Source organism: Auraticoccus monumenti, from assembly GCF_900101785.1.
Taxonomy (GTDB): Bacteria; Actinomycetota; Actinomycetes; order Propionibacteriales; family Propionibacteriaceae; genus Auraticoccus; species Auraticoccus monumenti.
On record NZ_LT629688.1, the window covers coordinates 1,994,498 to 2,010,647 of the forward strand.

15 protein-coding genes are annotated in these 16,150 nt (G+C 73.8%); 8 read left to right on the forward strand and 7 right to left on the reverse strand.

Features of this window, described 5'->3' with window-relative positions:
• Positions 1-39: 39 nt before the first annotated feature.
• Positions 40-1,437 (reverse strand): FAD-binding oxidoreductase, encoded by a 1,398-nt coding sequence (locus BLT52_RS09200; RefSeq protein WP_231946576.1) that lies wholly within the window; start codon positions 1,435-1,437, stop codon positions 40-42.
• A 46-nt stretch (positions 1,438-1,483) separates the two neighbouring features.
• Complete coding sequence (locus BLT52_RS09205; RefSeq protein ID WP_090592614.1) at positions 1,484-2,446, reverse strand: decaprenyl-phosphate phosphoribosyltransferase; 963 nt, start codon at positions 2,444-2,446, stop codon at positions 1,484-1,486.
• Positions 2,447-2,478: 32 nt separating this feature from the next.
• Here BLT52_RS09205 and BLT52_RS09210 point away from each other — a divergent pair, with 32 nt between their 5' ends.
• Positions 2,479-2,949 carry a hypothetical protein gene (locus BLT52_RS09210; RefSeq protein WP_231946577.1) on the forward strand — a complete coding sequence of 157 codons (471 nt, stop codon included), beginning with the start codon at positions 2,479-2,481 and terminating at the stop codon, positions 2,947-2,949.
• Positions 2,950-3,293: 344 nt separating this feature from the next.
• Here the strand turns inward: BLT52_RS09210 and BLT52_RS09215 are convergent, their stop codons facing one another.
• The 4 genes from BLT52_RS09215 to BLT52_RS09230 form a co-directional block, all read right to left on the reverse strand.
• Positions 3,294-3,923 (reverse strand): Maf family protein, encoded by a 630-nt coding sequence (locus BLT52_RS09215; protein WP_456236373.1) that lies wholly within the window; start codon positions 3,921-3,923, stop codon positions 3,294-3,296.
• Positions 3,914-4,120 carry an acyl-CoA carboxylase subunit epsilon gene (locus BLT52_RS09220; protein WP_090592619.1) on the reverse strand — a complete coding sequence of 69 codons (207 nt, stop codon included), beginning with the start codon at positions 4,118-4,120 and terminating at the stop codon, positions 3,914-3,916. Before BLT52_RS09220 ends, BLT52_RS09215 begins: the two co-directional genes overlap by 10 nt.
• A 79-nt stretch (positions 4,121-4,199) precedes the next feature.
• Positions 4,200-5,258: a Gfo/Idh/MocA family protein gene (locus BLT52_RS21675; RefSeq protein ID WP_197679267.1), complete on the reverse strand. Its 1,059-nt coding sequence runs from the start codon at positions 5,256-5,258 to the stop codon at positions 4,200-4,202.
• A 92-nt stretch (positions 5,259-5,350) separates the two neighbouring features.
• Entirely contained in the window at positions 5,351-6,922 is a 1,572-nt protein-coding gene (locus BLT52_RS09230; RefSeq protein ID WP_090592621.1) for an acyl-CoA carboxylase subunit beta, read from the reverse strand.
• Between the two features lie 54 nt (positions 6,923-6,976).
• Here BLT52_RS09230 and BLT52_RS09235 point away from each other — a divergent pair, with 54 nt between their 5' ends.
• From BLT52_RS09235 to BLT52_RS09250, 4 genes are all read left to right on the forward strand, one after another.
• Positions 6,977-7,789, forward strand: a complete 813-nt coding sequence (locus BLT52_RS09235) for a biotin--[acetyl-CoA-carboxylase] ligase (RefSeq protein ID WP_090592624.1) — start codon at positions 6,977-6,979, stop codon at positions 7,787-7,789.
• Positions 7,790-8,139: 350 nt separating this feature from the next.
• A complete protein-coding gene (locus tag BLT52_RS09240; protein WP_090596539.1) occupies positions 8,140-8,649 on the forward strand; it encodes a PH domain-containing protein in 510 nt (169 codons plus the stop codon).
• Positions 8,646-9,431 carry an enoyl-CoA hydratase/isomerase family protein gene (locus tag BLT52_RS09245; protein ID WP_197679268.1) on the forward strand — a complete coding sequence of 262 codons (786 nt, stop codon included), beginning with the start codon at positions 8,646-8,648 and terminating at the stop codon, positions 9,429-9,431. The genes BLT52_RS09240 and BLT52_RS09245 overlap by 4 nt, the downstream gene beginning before the upstream one ends.
• Positions 9,428-9,883 (forward strand): GtrA family protein, encoded by a 456-nt coding sequence (locus BLT52_RS09250; RefSeq protein WP_090592626.1) that lies wholly within the window; start codon positions 9,428-9,430, stop codon positions 9,881-9,883. Before BLT52_RS09245 ends, BLT52_RS09250 begins: the two co-directional genes overlap by 4 nt.
• A gap of 41 nt (positions 9,884-9,924) precedes the next feature.
• Here BLT52_RS09250 and BLT52_RS09255 read toward each other — a convergent pair whose 3' ends face one another.
• Positions 9,925-13,287 carry a DEAD/DEAH box helicase gene (locus BLT52_RS09255; protein ID WP_090592629.1) on the reverse strand — a complete coding sequence of 1,121 codons (3,363 nt, stop codon included), beginning with the start codon at positions 13,285-13,287 and terminating at the stop codon, positions 9,925-9,927.
• 78 nt (positions 13,288-13,365) lie between these two features.
• Between BLT52_RS09255 and BLT52_RS09260 the strand changes: the two genes are divergently transcribed.
• From BLT52_RS09260 to tdh, 3 genes are all read left to right on the forward strand, one after another.
• Positions 13,366-14,529 carry a 5-(carboxyamino)imidazole ribonucleotide synthase gene (locus BLT52_RS09260; RefSeq protein ID WP_269457593.1) on the forward strand — a complete coding sequence of 388 codons (1,164 nt, stop codon included), beginning with the start codon at positions 13,366-13,368 and terminating at the stop codon, positions 14,527-14,529.
• The gene (gene purE, locus BLT52_RS09265; protein WP_090592632.1) at positions 14,522-15,019 is read left to right on the forward strand and encodes a 5-(carboxyamino)imidazole ribonucleotide mutase; all 498 of its coding nucleotides are present in this window, start codon (positions 14,522-14,524) and stop codon (positions 15,017-15,019) included. Before BLT52_RS09260 ends, purE begins: the two co-directional genes overlap by 8 nt.
• A gap of 64 nt (positions 15,020-15,083) precedes the next feature.
• Positions 15,084-16,112, forward strand: coding sequence for an L-threonine 3-dehydrogenase (tdh, locus tag BLT52_RS09270; RefSeq protein WP_090592634.1), 1,029 nt, complete (start codon positions 15,084-15,086; stop codon positions 16,110-16,112).
• The last annotated feature ends 38 nt before the right edge of the window (positions 16,113-16,150 follow it).

A 16,150-nucleotide genomic window follows, 5' to 3' on the forward strand; every position in this document is an offset into this window, starting at 1 on the left:
AGTCCTTCTCGTTCGGTCGGGGTGGGTCCGCGAGGACGCTCAGAGGTGCAGGCGGCGGGACAGGTCGGAGGTGAAGACGCCGGTGGGGTCGACCTCGCGCCGGACGGCCAGGAAGTCCTCCAGCCGCGGGTACATCCGGGCGAACGTCTCCGCGGTGAGCCGGGAGTCCTTGGCCAGGTAGTTGCGACCGCCCTCGGACAGCACCAGCTCGTCCAGCTGCCGGCAGAGCCGGTCGAGCCCGTCGGTGATGGGGAGGTCCACGGTGAGCGTCCACCCGGGCATGGGGAACGACAGCGGCCCCTCGTTGCCGGGACCGAACCGCTTCAGCACGTTGAGGCAGGAGATGTGCCCGGACTCGGCGATCATCACCACCGCCCGGCGGAAGGCGTCCTCGGCGCTGAAGGGCACCACGAACTGGTACTGCAGGAAGCCGTTGGAGCCGTAGACCCGGTTCCACTCCGCGACGATGTCCAGCGGGTGGAAGAACTGGGTGATGTTCTGGATCTCCCCGACCCGGTGGGCCGGTGCCTTGCGGTACCAGAACTCGCTGAACGCCTTGCCGGTGGCGCGGTTGACCAGGCCGTTGGGGAAGACGTCGGGGATGGTGCCGAAGGCCGGCGCGGTGAACTTGAGCGGGTCGCGGCGCAGCTTCACCGGCAGCTCGTCCACCCGGGCCTTGTTGCCCCGGGTCAGCACGCCGCGGCCCAGGTGGCGGCCGCGGGTGACGGCGTCGAACCAGGCGACGGAGTAGGTGTAGCCGTCGTCGCCGGCGCTCATCCGCTCCAGCGTGTCGTCCAGGTCGCGGGTGCGGTCGGTGTCGACGGAGAAGTAGGCGGACTCGACGCGCTGCAGGGCGATGGTGGCCCGCAGCACCAGACCGGTCAGCCCCATCCCGCCGACGGTGGCCCAGAACAGCTTCGCGGTCTCGCCCTCGGGACGGACGGTGCGGACCTCGCCGTCGGCCAGCAGCAGGTCCATGCTCAGCACGTGGTCGCCGAAGCTGCCCTGGCTGTGGTGGTTCTTGCCGTGGACGTCGGCGCCGATGGCCCCGCCGATGGTGACCTGACGGGTGCCGGGGAGGACGGGGATCCACAGCCCGAGGGGGAGCGCGGCCTTCATCAGGGCGTCCAGGCTGACCCCGGCCTCCACCACCACGGTGGCCGGCTCGCCCTCGGCGTCCAGGGTGAGGATGCGGTTCAGCCTCGTGAAGTCCAGCGCGAGGCCGCCGCCGTTCTGGGCGGCGTCGCCGTAGCTGCGGCCGAGACCGCGGGCGATGACGCCCCGGGAGCCGGCTTGGCGGAGGGCCGCGACGGCGTCGGCGACGGAGTCGACGGCCGAGACCTGGGCGCGGGTGCTGGCGGTGCGGCCCCAGCCGTGGAGGGGCAGCGTGGCCGGTGCCTCGACCGGCGGGGACGGCGGGATCGTCGGAGCGCTCACCGGTCCATCTTCCCCGACGTCGGCAACTGCTGCGGGCTCCGCCGGCTCATCCGAAGACCGCGAGCGAGATCAGCACGACCCAGAGCACACCGAGGACCTGCAGCACCCGGTCCTGCAGGACGATGTCCTCGGGCTCGCCGGCCTCGCCGGTGTCGACCTTCAGCGCGTACTGCAGCATGCCCAGGGTGAAGGGGGCGATGGACATGGCCGCCCAGTTGATGCCCCAGGCGCCGTCCCCGCCCTGCTCGAAGGCCCACAGGCTGTAGAAGACGACCACCATCGAGGCGGCCAGCATCCAGGAGAAGCGCAGGTAGCTCTCGGAGTAGCGCTCCAGCGACTTGCGGGTGCCGGCGTCGACGCCGAGGGCCACGAACTCGGAGTACCGCTTGCCGGCCACCATGAACAGGGAGCCGAAGGAGGCGACCAGCAGGAACCACTGGCTCAGCTCGATGCCGCTGGCCACACCCCCGGCGACGGCCCGCAGCAAGAAGCCCGAGGCGACCATGGCCAGGTCGATGATCGGCATGTGCTTGAGGAAGAGGGAGTACAGCACCTGGAGGACGAGGTAGGTGACCACGGTCGCGCCCAGCGGCAGCGAGGTCAAGAAGGCGATGCCGAAGCCCACCAGCGCGCATACCGCGGCCAGCACCCAGGCGGCGGGGACCCCGAGCTGGCCGGCCGCGATCGGGCGGTGCCGCTTGCGCGGGTGCAGCCGGTCCTCGGCCACGTCGTGGATGTCGTTGACCAGGTAGACGGCCGCGCTGACCAGGCAGAAGGCCACGAACGCGAGCGCCGCCTTCCCCAGCACCACCGGCTCGAGCAGCAGTCCGCCGGCCAGCGGGGCGGTGAACACGAGCACGTTCTTGGTCCACTGGCGCGGACGCATGGCCCTCAGCGCGGGCGGCAGCCGGTGCTGCGGCGCGGGCTCGACCTCGGCGTCCACCCCGGCGCCGCCCGTCGGGGGGAGGTGGTCGGGGGAGGTGCTGAGGTCGTGCGGCTCGGTACTCATCGCGGGCGAGCCTACCGACTACGCTGACGCGGGTGGTGAACTCCCGACGGCCCTGCGGCGTGCCCGTCGGGACCCGGTCCGGGCGGGGCAGGGGCGCCCGGCGTCTGGCCCTGGGGCTGCTGTCGGTGGTGCTGCTGGCGGCCTGCTCGGCGGCCCCGCCGCCCGACCCCGCTCCCGTGCCGTCCCCGACCGCCGCCGCGGAGAGCGTCCGGCCTGGGGTCACCCTGCGCTCGCTCGGGCTGACCCACGGCCCGGTGGATGACGTCACCCTGCCCGCGTCGGTCAGCGTGCTGGAGCGGATCGACCAGGAGAACGTGATCACCCTGCTGCTGGCCCCCGAGGACGGCCTGCCCAGCGCGGAGCACCTGGCGGCGACGCTGCCGGGCGCCGGCTTCGAGGTGACCGCCAGCGTCCCCGGCTCGCTCACCTTCACCAGCCCCGAGTGGGACGGCGCCTTCACCACCAGCCCCGAGGTCTCCGGCCTCACCCTCCGCCGGCTCTGACCCGCCCCCGACCCTCGGTCCTCCCGCCACCCACCCCGACCCCTGAACGGCTGTATGTCGTTGCGATCACCCTCGGCGGGTCGCGGTGCGTCGCGCTGTACCGAGCCGACGACGTACACGTCCACAGGGCTGGCCCCTGCTGCTCGGCGTCCGGCCGCGGCCTGAGGCGAGGTGTCCCGGACGCAGGTCGGCGCGCCGCGGGACCGGGTGGGGTGACTCGAGCAGACGTCGGCCGCGGCGGGGCGGGCCCTGGGAACGTGTACGCCGAGAGCTCGGTACAGCGCGACACGCCGCGACACACCGGGCGCGACGTGAACGACATACAGCCGTTCAGGGGCGGGGGGTCAGGGGCGCAGGGACCAGAGGCTGGTCCAGGACAGGCCCAGGTCGGCCAGGAGCTCGCGGAGCAGCGGGACCGAGATGCCGACGACGTTGTGCGGGTCGCCCTCGATGCCGGTGACGAAGGCGCCGCCGAGGCCGTCCAGGGTGAAGGCGCCGGCCACCTGGAGCGGTTCGCCGGTGGCCACGTAGGCGTCGATCTCGGCGTCACCCAGGTCGGCGAAGTGGACGGTGGTGCTGGCGGTAGCCGACCGGGCGGACGTCCCGGCGAGCACGTGGTGACCGGTGTGCAGCACCCCGCTGCGTCCCCGCATCGAGCGCCACCGCTCACGGGCGACGTCGGCGTCACCGGGCTTGCCGTACGCGACGCGGTCGATCTCCAGCACCGAGTCGCAGCCCACGAGCACCGCGTCGTCGGGCCAGTCGCCGAGACGCTCCAGCACCGCGGTCGCCTTGAGCTCGGCCAGCCGCGCGGCCAGGGCGGCGGGGGAGTCGGCCACGACCCCGTCCTCGTCGACGCCGGACACCAGGACCTCGGGGTGGACGCCGGCCGAGCGCAGGGTGGCCAGCCGGGCCGGGGACTGCGAGGCCAGCACCAGCCGGCTGACCGGCCGGAGCCCGTCGCTCACCGCCACGCCGAGGCCTGCCAGGCGCCCGGCCCGGGCAGCGGGGGACGTCGCACCCGGCGCCAGTGGGCGCTCCAGCCCGTGCTGGACGGGGCCGGTTCGTCGGGCGCCGGAGCGGTCCGGGAGCCCAGGACGACCACGATGGCGGCCAGCTCCTCCGGGGTGGGGTCGCCGGAGACGACCTGCAGGACCGGGGTGTCGGTCATCGGGCTCCTTGACGTCGGCGGGGTGCGAGCGGGGCTGGGCCGGACTCAACCACACCCGGCGCCGGGGAGTCGAGCAGGCTCAGCCGTCGACCCACGGCTCGCCCTCCACCCGGACCCGCTGCCCGGAGGCGGCGGCCTCGTCGATGGCCAGGCCGACGTGGTGGTCGTAGCAGCCGTCGGCCAGCGGGTACGGCTCGGGGCCCTCCCCTCGCACCCAGGCCCGGGCCTGCAGCAGCAGGGCGGCCACGGCGATCTCGTCGTCGTTCCACCTCCGGCCGAAGAAGGGGTTGCGGTAGACCACCTCGCCGTCGAAGGTGATGGTGTCGGTGTCGTAGCCGTGCAGGTCGAGGTCGTGCCCGGTCTGGCGGCGCTCCAGCCGGGACGTCGCCACGGTCTCGGCCGCCGTGACGCGCACGACCTCGTCCTCGGCCAGCTCGCCGGAGGTGCCGCGGACCAGGGTGCGGCGGTGCCGCAGCGGGTTGCGGGTCTGCCCGTCGACGAAGTCGTACACACCGCTGCGGCCCTTCCCGAGGTCCAGGGTGGCCACCACCGAGGCGGTGGGCCGGGGCTCGAGGTCGCCGGTCCAGCCCTGGCGGTCGACCGGGTGCACCAGCGGCGCCTCGAACCGGTGGGCGGCCACCGTCGCCGGCACCCGTCCGGCTCCCAGCAGCCCGCGGACCAGCGAGACGGCGTGGTAGTACTGCGTGGAGGAGATCTGCACCTGCGTCGGTGTCCCGATCGCTCCCGAACGCACCACCGCCAGCCGTGCCGCGTGCGAGGGCAGCAGCAGGTACTGCTCGGCCACCTGCACCAGCCCGCTGCCGCCGACCTCGGCCCACAGCGCCCGCATCGCCGCCACGTCCGGGGCCGGCGGGGTCTCGGCCAGCACCGGCACCCCCCGCTGCACCGCCTCGACCACGACCTCGCGGGTCACCGACCACGGGGTGGCGGTGACCACGAGGTCGGGACGGGTCTGGTCCAGGCACTCGGCCAGCGAGCCGAAGGTGGGCAGTCCGACGTCACGAGGCCGCCGGACGACCACCCCGACGCAGGACAGCTCCGGCAGCGCCTCGGCGGCCCGGAGGAAGGCCCCGGCGCGGAAGCCGGGACCCACCACCACGAACCGCAGCGTGCTCACAGCACCGTCCTCGTGCTCGCAGGGCTCACAGCACCGTCCTCGTGCTCGCAGGGCTCACAGGGCTCACAGCATCGTCCTCGTGTTCGCAGGGCTCACAGGGGGATGTTGCCGTGCTTCTTCGGCGGCAGGGTCTCGCGCTTGGTGCGCAGCATCCGAAGCAGCCGGGTGATCTCGCGGCGGGTCTCGTGCGGGGCGATCACCTGGTCGACGTAGCCGCGCTCGGCCGCGATGTAGGGGTTGGCCAGCTCGTCGTCGTACTCGGTGATCAGCTCAGCGCGCCGGGTGTCGGGGTCGGGGTGGTCGGCCAGCTCGCGGCGGTGGAGGATGTTGACCGCTCCCTGGGCCCCCATCACCGCGATCTGCGCGGTCGGCCAGGCCATGTTGATGTCGGCGCCGAGGTGCTTGGACCCCATCACGTCGTAGGCGCCGCCGTAGGCCTTGCGGGTGATCAGCGTGATCAGCGGGACGGTCGCCTCGGCGTAGGCGTAGAGCAGCTTGGCGCCACGGCGGATGATGCCGTTCCACTCCTGGTCGGTGCCGGGGAGGAAGCCGGGCACGTCGACCAGGGTCAGCACCGGGATGTTGAAGGCGTCGCAGAAGCGGACGAAGCGGGCCGCCTTCTCCGAGGCGTCGATGTCCAGGCAGCCGGCGAAGTGCATCGGCTGGTTGGCGACCACCCCGACGCTGTGGCCGTCGATCCGGCCGAAGCCGACGATGATGTTGGGCGCGAACAGCGCCTGCACCTCGGTGAACTCGCCGTCGTCGAGGACACGGGTGATCACCTCGTGCATGTCGTAGGGCTGGTTCGGGGAGTCCGGGATGAGGGTGTCCAGCTCCCGGTCCACGTCGTGCACCGCCAGGTCGTTGGGGGTGTCGAGGGCGGGCGGGTTCTCCAGGTTGTTCTGCGGCAGGTAGGAGATCAGCTCGCGCACGTAGGCGATGGCGTCGGCCTCGTCGCTGGCCAGGTAGTGGGCGTTGCCGGACTTGGTGTTGTGGGTCCGTCCGCCGCCCAGCTCCTCCATCGTGACCACCTCGCCGGTGACGGTCTTGATCACGTCCGGGCCGGTGATGAACATCTGGGAGGTCTGGTCGACCATGACCACGAAGTCGGTCAGCGCGGGGGAGTAGACGTGCCCGCCGGCGGCCGCGCCCATGATCAGCGAGATCTGGGGGATGACCCCGGAGGCGTGCACGTTGCGGCGGAAGATCTCGGCGTAGAGCCCGAGGGAGACCACACCCTCCTGGATCCGCGCGCCGCCGCCCTCGTTCATGCCGATCAGCGGGCAGCCGGTCTTCATCGCGAAGTCGATCACCTTGCAGATCTTCTCCCCGTAGACCTCGCCGAGGCTGCCACCGAAGATCGTCACGTCCTGGCTGAACACGGCCACCGGACGTCCGTCCACGGTGCCCAGACCGGTCACCACGCCGTCGCCGTAGGGGCGGCGCTGGTCCAGCCCGAACGCGGTGGAGCGGTGCCGGGCGAACTCGTCCAGCTCCACGAAGGAGTCCTCGTCGAGCAGCAGCTCGACCCGCTCGCGGGCGGTCATCTTGCCCTTCGCGTGCTGCTTCTCCACCGCTGCCGCCGAGCCGGCGTGCACGGCCTGTGCGATCCGTTCCTCCAGGTCGGCCAGCTTCCCGGCGGTGGTGTGGATGTCAGCAGTCATGAGGGCGACCTTAGGGTATCCACGCCTGCCCGACCCACTGGAGCCCACGCGCTGATGACCGTCCCCGGAGAGCCGATCGACCTCGATCCAGGACCCCTGGCCGAGCTGCTCGCTGACCCCGTCCGCTGGCCGGTGGTGCAGGTCGTGGGGAGCACCGGCTCCACCAACGCCGACCTGGCCGCGGCGGTCCGCGCCGGCGGTGCCCGGGTCGGCACGGTGCGGCTGGCCTGGTACCAGACCAGCGGGCGCGGACGGCTGGACCGCCGCTGGGAGGCGCCGCCGGGGAGCATGGCCGCGGTGTCGGTGCTGGTGGACGCGACCGCCGTGGCCCCGGACCGGCTGCCCTGGCTCTCGCTGGTCACCGGCCTCGGTGTCGTCGCCGGCGTCGGGGCTGCGACCGGGCTACGTCCGGAGCTGAAGTGGCCCAACGACGTTCTGCTGGACGGCCGCAAGCTCTGCGGCATCCTCGCCGAGCGGGTGGACGGCCCCGAAGGCGCCCGGGTCGTGCTCGGTCTCGGCCTCAACCTGACCCAGCGGGCCGAGGAGCTGCCGGTGCCGACGGCGACGTCGCTGGCCCTGGCCGGGGCGCGGGACGTCGACGGGACGGCCGTGGTCGCCGCCTGCCTGCGCGCCCTCGGGAGCGTGCTGGACCGCTGGCGCACCGGTGACCCCACGCTGGTCGGGGACTACCGTGCCCGCTGCGGCACCCTGGGCCGCGACGTCGTGGTGCACCTGCCGGGCGGGGACCGGGCCACGGGCCGCGCCGTGGACGTGGACGCGAACGGCCGGGTCGTGGTGCGGGTCGGCGGCGTCGACCGCGCCTTCGCCGTCGGCGACGTGGTGCACCTGCGCCCGCGCAGCGGCTGACGCACGTCCGGCACGTCCCGCGACCCATCCCCGGCAGACGTCTCGCCGCCGCAGCTGGTGGCCGGTACCGCCCGGGCCGCTGTCGGACGCCCCGGACAGCACCACCACGGCCCCGGCGTCCTCGCCGACGGCCGGTGAGCACAACCGGTCCCTCAGCCGACGACACTCGCGGATGCGGCAACGACGTCTGCTGAGCGACCGGTTGTGCGCGCTGGCGTCACGCTGCACGTCGTCGCGGGCGAACGTCGGGTGGTGGATGGAGCCGGGAGGGCGGCGGGAGCAGCCACCGGGCGTCCCTCCGCCTCTCGCGGAACCGGCTCGGGTGGGGGCGGTGTGTCAGCATGAACGGCATGGGTGTGCCACGCAGGCTCCTCGGCGAGGGGGAGCGGGTCGTCGTGCAGCTGCGCACCCACGGCAAGGCGCTGGTGGCTCCCGTGCTCGCGCTGCTGGTGCTCGCCGGGGTCACCGGGCTCGCCGTCGCGCTGATGCCGGAGGACCTGGCCCCGGTCGGCTGGATGGCCCTCGCCATCCTGGTCGCGGCCGGGGTGCTCGGCTGGGTGGTCGTCCCCTTCGCGCGCTGGCGGACCACCACCTACACCCTGACCAGCCGCCGCCTGATCACCCGCCGCGGCATCCTCAGCCGCCACGGCCACGACGTCCCGCTCTCCCGGATCGTCGACGTCAGCTACCAGCGGAGCCTCGGCGACCGGCTGCTCGGCTGCGGCACCCTCCAGCTGCGCACCGCGTCGGAGGCCGAGCCGCTGGTGCTCCCCGACGTCCCCGACGTGGCCCGGGTGCACCTGATGGTCAGCGAGCTGGTCTTCGGCCCGCAGGCCCAGCTGGCCGGCGGACCGCGGTGAGCGTACGGCTGGAGCGGACCCCGGTCGAGGGTGCCTGGGCCGTGGTGATGGACCGGCCCGAGGCCCTCAACGCCCTCAGCACCTCCCAGGCGCGCGAGCTCACCCGGGTGTGCGCGGAGGTCGCCGCGCAGGACGACCTGCGGGTCGTGCTGCTCACCTCGGCGCTGGACCGGGCCTTCTGCGTCGGGGCGGACCTCAAGGAGCGCCAGCAGATGGACGAGGCCGGGCTGCTGGCCCAGCGGCCGGTGCTGGTGGCGGCCTTCGCGGCGGTCAGCGCGCTGCCGGTGCCCACCGTCGCCGTGGTCGACGGCCACGCCCTGGGCGGTGGGTTCGAGCTGGCGCTGCGCTGCGACCTGGTGGTGGCCGGGCCGGGTGCCCGGTTCGCGCTGCCCGAGGTCGGCGTCGGGCTGGTGCCCGGCGGGGGCGGCACCCAGCTGCTGTCGCGCCGGGTCGGGCTCAACCGGGCGCTGGACCTGGTGCTGACCGGTCGCCACGTCGACGTCGCCGACGCCGAGCGACTCGGTCTGGTGGACCGTCGCGGTGAGGACGCGACCGCCACCGCGCTCGAGCTGGCCGGCGTCGTGGCCAGCCGGTCGCCGCTGGCGGTGCGGGCCGCGCGGACGGCCGTCCGCGCCGGGTTCGACCTGCCCCTGCCCGAGGCCCTGGAGGTGGAGGACGCCGCCTGGCACGAGGCCGCCACCTCGGCGGACCGGGTCGAGGGGATCGACGCCTTCGTGACCGGACGCGAGCCCCGCTGGCCCAGTGCCCGAGGAGGACGATGAGCAGCGCGCCCCTGCCCCAGCCGGTCGAGCTGCCGGTGGACGAGCGGGCCAGCCACGACCGCCTCAGCACCCAGCTGGTGCGGTTCGTGCTCACCGGCGTGCTCTCCGCGGTGGTCGACTTCGGCCTGCTCAACCTGCTGATGTGGGCCGCTCTCGGGCACACGGCGGCCAAGGCGCTGTCCTTCGTGGCCGGCACCACCACCGCCTACCTGATCAACCGGCGCTGGACCTTCCGCGCCGAGCCGTCCCGTCGCCGCTTCCTCGCCGTCGTGGCGCTCTACGCCGCCACCTTCGCCCTGCAGGTGGGGCTGTTCTCGCTGCTCTACCTGTGGCTGCCGCGGCTGGGGCTGGGGGAGGCGTGGGTCCGGGTGGTGGCTTTCGTGATCGCCCAGGGGGTGGCCACCGCCGTCAACTTCGTCGTCCAGCGGACGGTCATCTTCCGGCTCCGCTGAGCCGTGCCGGAGGGATAAAATCCCATAGTTCGTCGCCCGGCTCAGGGCCCGCCGAGCAGCCCGGCGATGTCGTCGGCGGTCAGCTCGGTGGCGGCCAGCGACTCCCCGTCGACCACGTTGGCGAACAGGGCGGCCTTGCGTCGTGACAGCTCCATCACCTTCTCCTCGATGGTGCCCTCGGAGACCATCCGGTACACCACCACGTTGCGGGTCTGCCCGATCCGGTGCGTCCGGTCGATGGCCTGGGCCTCGGCGGCAGGGTTCCACCAGGGGTCGAGCAGGAAGCAGTAGTCGGCCTCGGTGAGGGTGAGCCCGACCCCACCGGCCTTGAGGCTGATCAGGAACGCCGGGTCGGTGCCCGTCCGGAACCGCTCGATCTCGTCGGCGCGGTTCCGGGTGGAGCCGTCGAGGTAGGCGTGGCTGAGGCCGGCGGCGTCCAACCGTGCCCGGACCCTGCGCAGGAACCCGGTGAACTGGCTGAACACCAGCGCCCGGTGCCCCTCGGCCGCGACCTCGGTCAGGTGGTCGACCAGGGCGTCGATCTTGGCCGACCCGACCCCGTCGTGCTCGGGGTCCACCAGCGCCGGGTCCAGGCTGAGCTGGCGGAGCCGGGTCAGCGAGGCCAGCACGGTGATCCGGTTCTCGTCGAGGTCCTCCAGCAGCTTGAGCACCCGCTGACGCTCCCGGTGCAGGTGGGTGTCGTAGATCTTGCGGTGCCGCGGCCCGAGCGCGACCGAGAGCACCTGCTCCTGCTTGGCCGGCAGGTCCGCGGCCACCACGTCCTTGGTGCGGCGCAGCACCACGGGTCGGATCCGGCGACGCAGCAGGGCCAGCGCGTCGGTGTCGGCGTCCTGCTCGATGGGCTGGGCGAAGTGGTCGGAGAACTCCTTGGCCCAGGGGAAGATGCCGGGCGCCGTGAGCTGCAGGATCGACCACAGCTCCATCAGGTTGTTCTCCATCGGCGTTCCGGTGATGGCGAACCGCGAGCCGGCCTCGACCGCCCGGACGGCGGCGTGGGTCTTGCTGCGGTGGTTCTTGACCGCCTGCGCCTCGTCCAGCACCAGCCCCGCCCACGGCCGGGCCGCGTAGCCCTGCGCCTCCAGCCGGACCAGGGTGTAGGTGGTCACCACCACGTCCGGCGGGCCGGACACCTCCGGGCTCTCGGGGAGCGCGACCGCGGGCGGCCGGTCCAGCGGCCAGCCCCGCCGGGCGGCGGACTCGGTGACGGCCAGCACCCGCAGCCCCGGGGTGAAGCGACGCGCCTCGGCCACCCAGGTGCTGACCACGCTGGAGGGGGCCACCACCAGGAACGGCGGCGCCGACCGGCCCGCGGCGGCGTCCTGCTCCCGGGCCCGGGCGATCATGGCCAGCGTCTGCAGCGTCTTGCCGAGCCCCATGTCGTCGGCCAGCACGCCACCCAGCCCGTGCTCGTGCAGGAAGGACAGCCACCGGTACCCGTCGCGCTGGTACGGCCGCAGCGTCGCGCGCAGGCCCTCGGGCTCGGGCGGGGGAGGTGTGGCGGGGAGGTCGCGCAGGGCGCTGGCCGCCTCGGTCCACCGGCGGACCCGGTCGTCGCCCTCGGCGAGCTCGGCCAGGTCGGCCAGCAGGTCGTGGTGGTCGCGGGTGAGCACCAGCCGGTCCCGCGGCTGGTCGACCAGCGCCTGGGCGTCGGCCACCAGCCGGGCCAGCTGGTCCAGCTCGGGGCGGTCGACGTCGAGGTAGACGCCCTTGCGCACCATCACCTTGGTCTGCCCGCTGGCCAGCGCCTCCAGCACCTGGGCCAGACCGAGGTGGCAGGTGCCCAGGGCGGCGTCGTCGATGGTGATGACCACCTCGAGCTCCAGCCAGTCCGTGCGGCCGGCGCGGTGGGTGCCGTCGGAGGGGGTGAAACGGACCTGCGGGGTGCCGGTGGCCTCGCGGAAGTCCGGTTCGTCCCCGAGCACCACCAGCTCGACGTCCTCGGTGGCCGCGGCCCAGCGGCGGAGCTCGGGCAGCCGGTCCTCCGCGAAGACCATGGCGTCGGCGCCGCGGAGCACCAGCACCGGGTGCAGCGTGCCGCCCCCGCGCTCACCGAGCCCGAGCAGCACCGCCAGCTCCTCGGTCGGCTCGAGGGTGTCCAGCAGCTCCCGCTCGCGCTCCCGGTCCCGGGTGCCGGGGGCGACGTCGGGGGCGTTCACCGGCAGGTCGGCCACCTGACCCCCGCCCAGTTCGTAGACCCAGCGCCAGGCCAGCTCGGCGCTCGCGTCCTCGTGCCAGGTGAGCTGGGCCCGCAGCCGTGGCCGGGGCGGGCCGGGGAGCTCGACCGAGCCGTCGCGGGAGCCGACCTGCACGCTGCGCCGCAACCGGGGCAGGTACTGCCCGAACAGCTCCGGGACGCCCTCGGGCGGCACCACCAGCGGGCTCTGCCGGACCACCTGGTTGCGCACGGGTGCCGGCACCGGACGGTCGAGCCGGGCCAGCGTGATCGTGGTGCCGCCACCGGGCCGCTCGCCCCACAGCACCAGGCCGTGCGCCGGGTCGCCCACGAAGGCCACGTCGGCCGGGTCGACCCAGCGCCCGTCGTGGCTGGCGCCGAGCCGGCCGGTGACCCCGTCGGCCCTGCTGCTCAGGTCGAGCTCGAGGGTGGCGGTGCCCGGTGCCACCTCGACCTCGGTGCGGGCGGCGGAGCAGACCAGCGCGACGCCCACCTCGGCGGCCCGCTCCAGCAGCGGCCACAGCGTGGGGCCGGCCAGGTGCAGCTCGAGCGCGTCCGCCCCGGGGCTCCAGTACGGCTGACCGACCTTGAGGGCGATCTGGACCTCACGCAGCAGGGCCAGCTGCTGCGGGTCGTAGCGGGCGCGCCGGTCGAGCTCCGCCGAGGCCAGCTCGCGCCAGCCGAACCCGCTGCGCAACCAGCGCCCCGAGGACCCCTGCCGTGACAGCCGGAGGGTCAGCCTCGGCCGCCCCACCGCGCCACCGGGGTCGAACCGGTGCCGCGGCTGCTTGGGCACCGTCACCATCAGGGCCAGGGGGGTCGGCTCACCCGGGGTCTCGGACCCGTCCGAGGCGTCGGCCAGGGCATCCAGGGTGGTGCGCCAGGCGTCGGCCGCGCCGTGGGTCTCCGCGGCCACCAGCACCGCCGCCACCGCGTGCTTGCACGCCCAGCTGAGCGGGCAGCTGCACTCCACGTCGACCTCGGTGGTGCGCCCCCGCACCACCGACTCCCGTTCGGTCACGCTGACCCGGACCGCGTACCGGGCCCCGCCCTCCACCACGCCGACCACGACGACCCGGCCCTCGGAGCGGTGCACCTCGGTCTGCAGCACCCGGCCGGCGCGGGCGTAGACGGTGCCGCGCACGATCGACTCGGGGTCGACCCACCCCTCGAGCGACTCGCTGGTGGCGAGGTCGGAGAGCAGCAGCACGTCTGGAAACCTACGGCCCGCCTCCGACAGAACCGTCGGTGCGGTGCGCCGGGGGAGGCGGCACTAGGGTGTGGGCCCGTGAGCGACTCCGACGCGGTGCGTCCGTTCGTGGTGGGGATCATCGGTGGCGGGCAGCTGGCCAGGATGATGCACCAGGCCGCCATCGGGCTGGGCGTGCGGACCCGGCTGCTGGCCGAGGGCTGCGACGTCTCCGCCGCGCAGGTGGTGGCCGACGTGACCGTGGGCGACTACACCGACCCGGCCACCGTCACCGCCTTCGCCGCCGGCTGCGACGTCATCACCTTCGACCACGAGCACGTCCCCGCCGCGATCCTGCGCGAGCTGGAGGCCTCGGGCAAGGCGGTCCGGCCCGGCCCGGCCGCACTGGTGCACGCCCAGGACAAGGTGCTGATGCGGGAGCGGCTGAGTGCCTTCGGGGCACCCTGCCCGGTGTTCCGGGTGGTTCCCGACGAGGCCGCGCTGGTCGCGTTCGGCGACGAGCAGGGCTGGCCGGTGATCGCCAAGACCTCCCGCGGCGGCTACGACGGCAAGGGCGTCTGGAAGCTGGACGGCCCCGAGCAGGCCGCAGAGCCCTTCGCCCGGCTGGGCGAGGGCGTCCAGGTGCTGGCCGAGGAGCACGTCGACTTCGCCCGCGAGCTGAGCGCCCTGGTCGTCCGCTCCCCGTCCGGGCAGGCGGTCGCCTACCCGGTCTCGGAGTCGGTGCAGCGCGACGGCGTCTGCGTCGAGACCACCACGCCGGCCCCCGGTCTCACCGAGGAGCAGGCCACCTCCGCCCAGCACCTGGCCCTGGCGATCGCCGCCGAGCTGGAGGTGGTGGGCCTGCTCGCGGTGGAGCTGATGCAGCGCCGCGACGGCAGCGTCGTGGTCAACGAGCTGGCCATGCGTCCGCACAACACCGGCCACTGGAGCATCGACGGAGCCCACACCTCCCAGTTCGAGAACCACCTGCGCGCGGTCCTCGACCTGCCCCTCGGCGACCCGGTGGCCCGCCAGCCCTGGACCGTGATGGGCAACGTGCTCGGCGGCACCGAGGAGGACCTCCCCTCGGCGCTGCTGCACTGCTTCGCCCGCGACCGGCGGCTGCGGGTCCACCTGTACGGCAAGGAGGTCAAGCCCGGCCGCAAGGTCGGCCACGTGACCACCTTCGGCTCCGACCTGGACGACGTCCGCCGCCGCGCGCGCCACGCCGCCGGCTACCTGAGAGGTGACCACGATGCCTGAGACCACACCCCGGGTGGCGGTCCTGATGGGGTCTGACTCCGACTGGCCCACCATGGAGGCCGCCGCCCTCGCCCTGGACGAGTTCGGGATCACCCACGAGGCCGACGTCGTGTCTGCGCACCGGATGCCGGAGGCGATGGTCAGCTACGGCCGTCAGGCCCACACCCGCGGCGTCGAGGTCATCATCGCCGGCGCCGGCGGGGCGGCCCACCTGCCGGGGATGCTGGCCGCGCTCACCCCGCTGCCGGTGATCGGGGTCCCGGTGCCGCTGAAGCACCTGGACGGCATGGACTCGCTGCTGTCGATCGTGCAGATGCCCGTCGGGGTGCCCGTGGCCACCGTCTCCATCGGCGGGGCACGCAACGCCGGGCTGCTGGCGGTGCGGATCCTGGCCGCGGGTGACCCGGCGCTGACCGCGGCGGTGCTCGCCTTCCAGGACGAGCTGCGCGCCGCGGCCGAGGCCAACGGGGCCCGGGTCCGCGACCGCTGAGCCGACCGCGGAGGTCGCTACGGTGGCCCCGGACACGGCGTCGCGAGGAGGTGGACGAGTCAGGATGAAGGCACTGGTCAAGACCCAGGCAGGTCCGGGTCTGGAGCTCGTGGACGTCCCGGTGCCGACCCCCGGCCCCTCCGACGTGCTGATCCAGGTGGCCAGCACCGGGGTCTGCGGCACCGACCTGCACATCGACTCCTGGGACGCCTGGGCCGCGGCGCGGGTGCAGCCCGGTCGCGTCATCGGGCACGAGTTCTCCGGCCGCGTGGTCGAGGTGGGCTCAGCCGTCACCGACGTCGAGGTGGGCGACGTGGTCAGCGGCGAGGGCCACCTGGTCTGCGGACGCTGCCGCGCCTGCCGGGCCGGCCGGCGCCACCTCTGCATCGCCACCGTCGGGATCGGCGTCCAGGCCGACGGCTGCTTCGCCGAGTACGTGGTGCTCCCGGCCGGCAACGTCTGGGTGCACCGCCACCCGATCGACCTCGACGTGGCCGCGATCTTCGACCCCTTCGGCAACGCCGTCCACACCGCGCTGGCCTTCCCCTGCCTGGGCGAGGACGTCCTGGTCACCGGCGCCGGGCCGATCGGGATCATGGCCGCCATGGTGGCCCGTCACGCCGGTGCCCGGCACGTGGTGGTCACCGACCTGGCGCCGGAGCGGCTCGCCCTGGCCGCCGAGCTCGGGGCCACGCTCGCGGTGGACATCCGCACCTCCTCGGCCGCGGAGGCCCAGCAGCAGCTCGGGATGCGGGAGGGCTTCGACGTCGGGCTGGAGATGTCGGGCAGCGCCGCCGCGCTGCGCGACATGATCGCCCAGATGACCCACGGCGGCCGAATCGCCGCCCTCGGGCTGCCGGCCGGTGAGGTGAGCATCGACATGGCCACCGTGGTGCTCAACATGCTGACCATCAAGGGCATCTACGGCCGGGAGATGTTCGAGACCTGGTACGCCATGGACGTCCTGGTCCACTCCGGGCTGGACGTCTCCGGCGTGATCACCGACCGCTTCGGCTTCGCCGACCACCGGGAGGCCTTCTCCACCGCCCGCAGCGGGTCCGGTGGCAAGGTCGTGCTGCGCTGGTCGGACTGACGCACCATGGAGGGGACGCTCGTCACCGACCCGTGCGG

What these genes read in the sequence shown, in the direction of transcription:
- purE (WP_090592632.1), top strand. Translation starts at nt 14,522, where the DNA reads ATGCCTGAGACCACACCCCGGGTGGCGGTCCTGATGGGGTCTGACTCC.
- BLT52_RS09230 (WP_090592621.1), bottom strand. Translation starts at nt 6,922, where the DNA reads ATGACTGCTGACATCCACACCACCGCCGGGAAGCTGGCCGACCTGGAG.
- BLT52_RS09220 (WP_090592619.1), bottom strand. Translation starts at nt 4,120, where the DNA reads ATGACCGACACCCCGGTCCTGCAGGTCGTCTCCGGCGACCCCACCCCG.
- tdh (WP_090592634.1), top strand. Translation starts at nt 15,084, where the DNA reads ATGAAGGCACTGGTCAAGACCCAGGCAGGTCCGGGTCTGGAGCTCGTG.
- BLT52_RS09250 (WP_090592626.1), top strand. Translation starts at nt 9,428, where the DNA reads ATGAGCAGCGCGCCCCTGCCCCAGCCGGTCGAGCTGCCGGTGGACGAG.
- BLT52_RS09235 (WP_090592624.1), top strand. Translation starts at nt 6,977, where the DNA reads ATGACCGTCCCCGGAGAGCCGATCGACCTCGATCCAGGACCCCTGGCC.
- BLT52_RS09205 (WP_090592614.1), bottom strand. Translation starts at nt 2,446, where the DNA reads ATGAGTACCGAGCCGCACGACCTCAGCACCTCCCCCGACCACCTCCCC.
- BLT52_RS09240 (WP_090596539.1), top strand. Translation starts at nt 8,140, where the DNA reads ATGGGTGTGCCACGCAGGCTCCTCGGCGAGGGGGAGCGGGTCGTCGTG.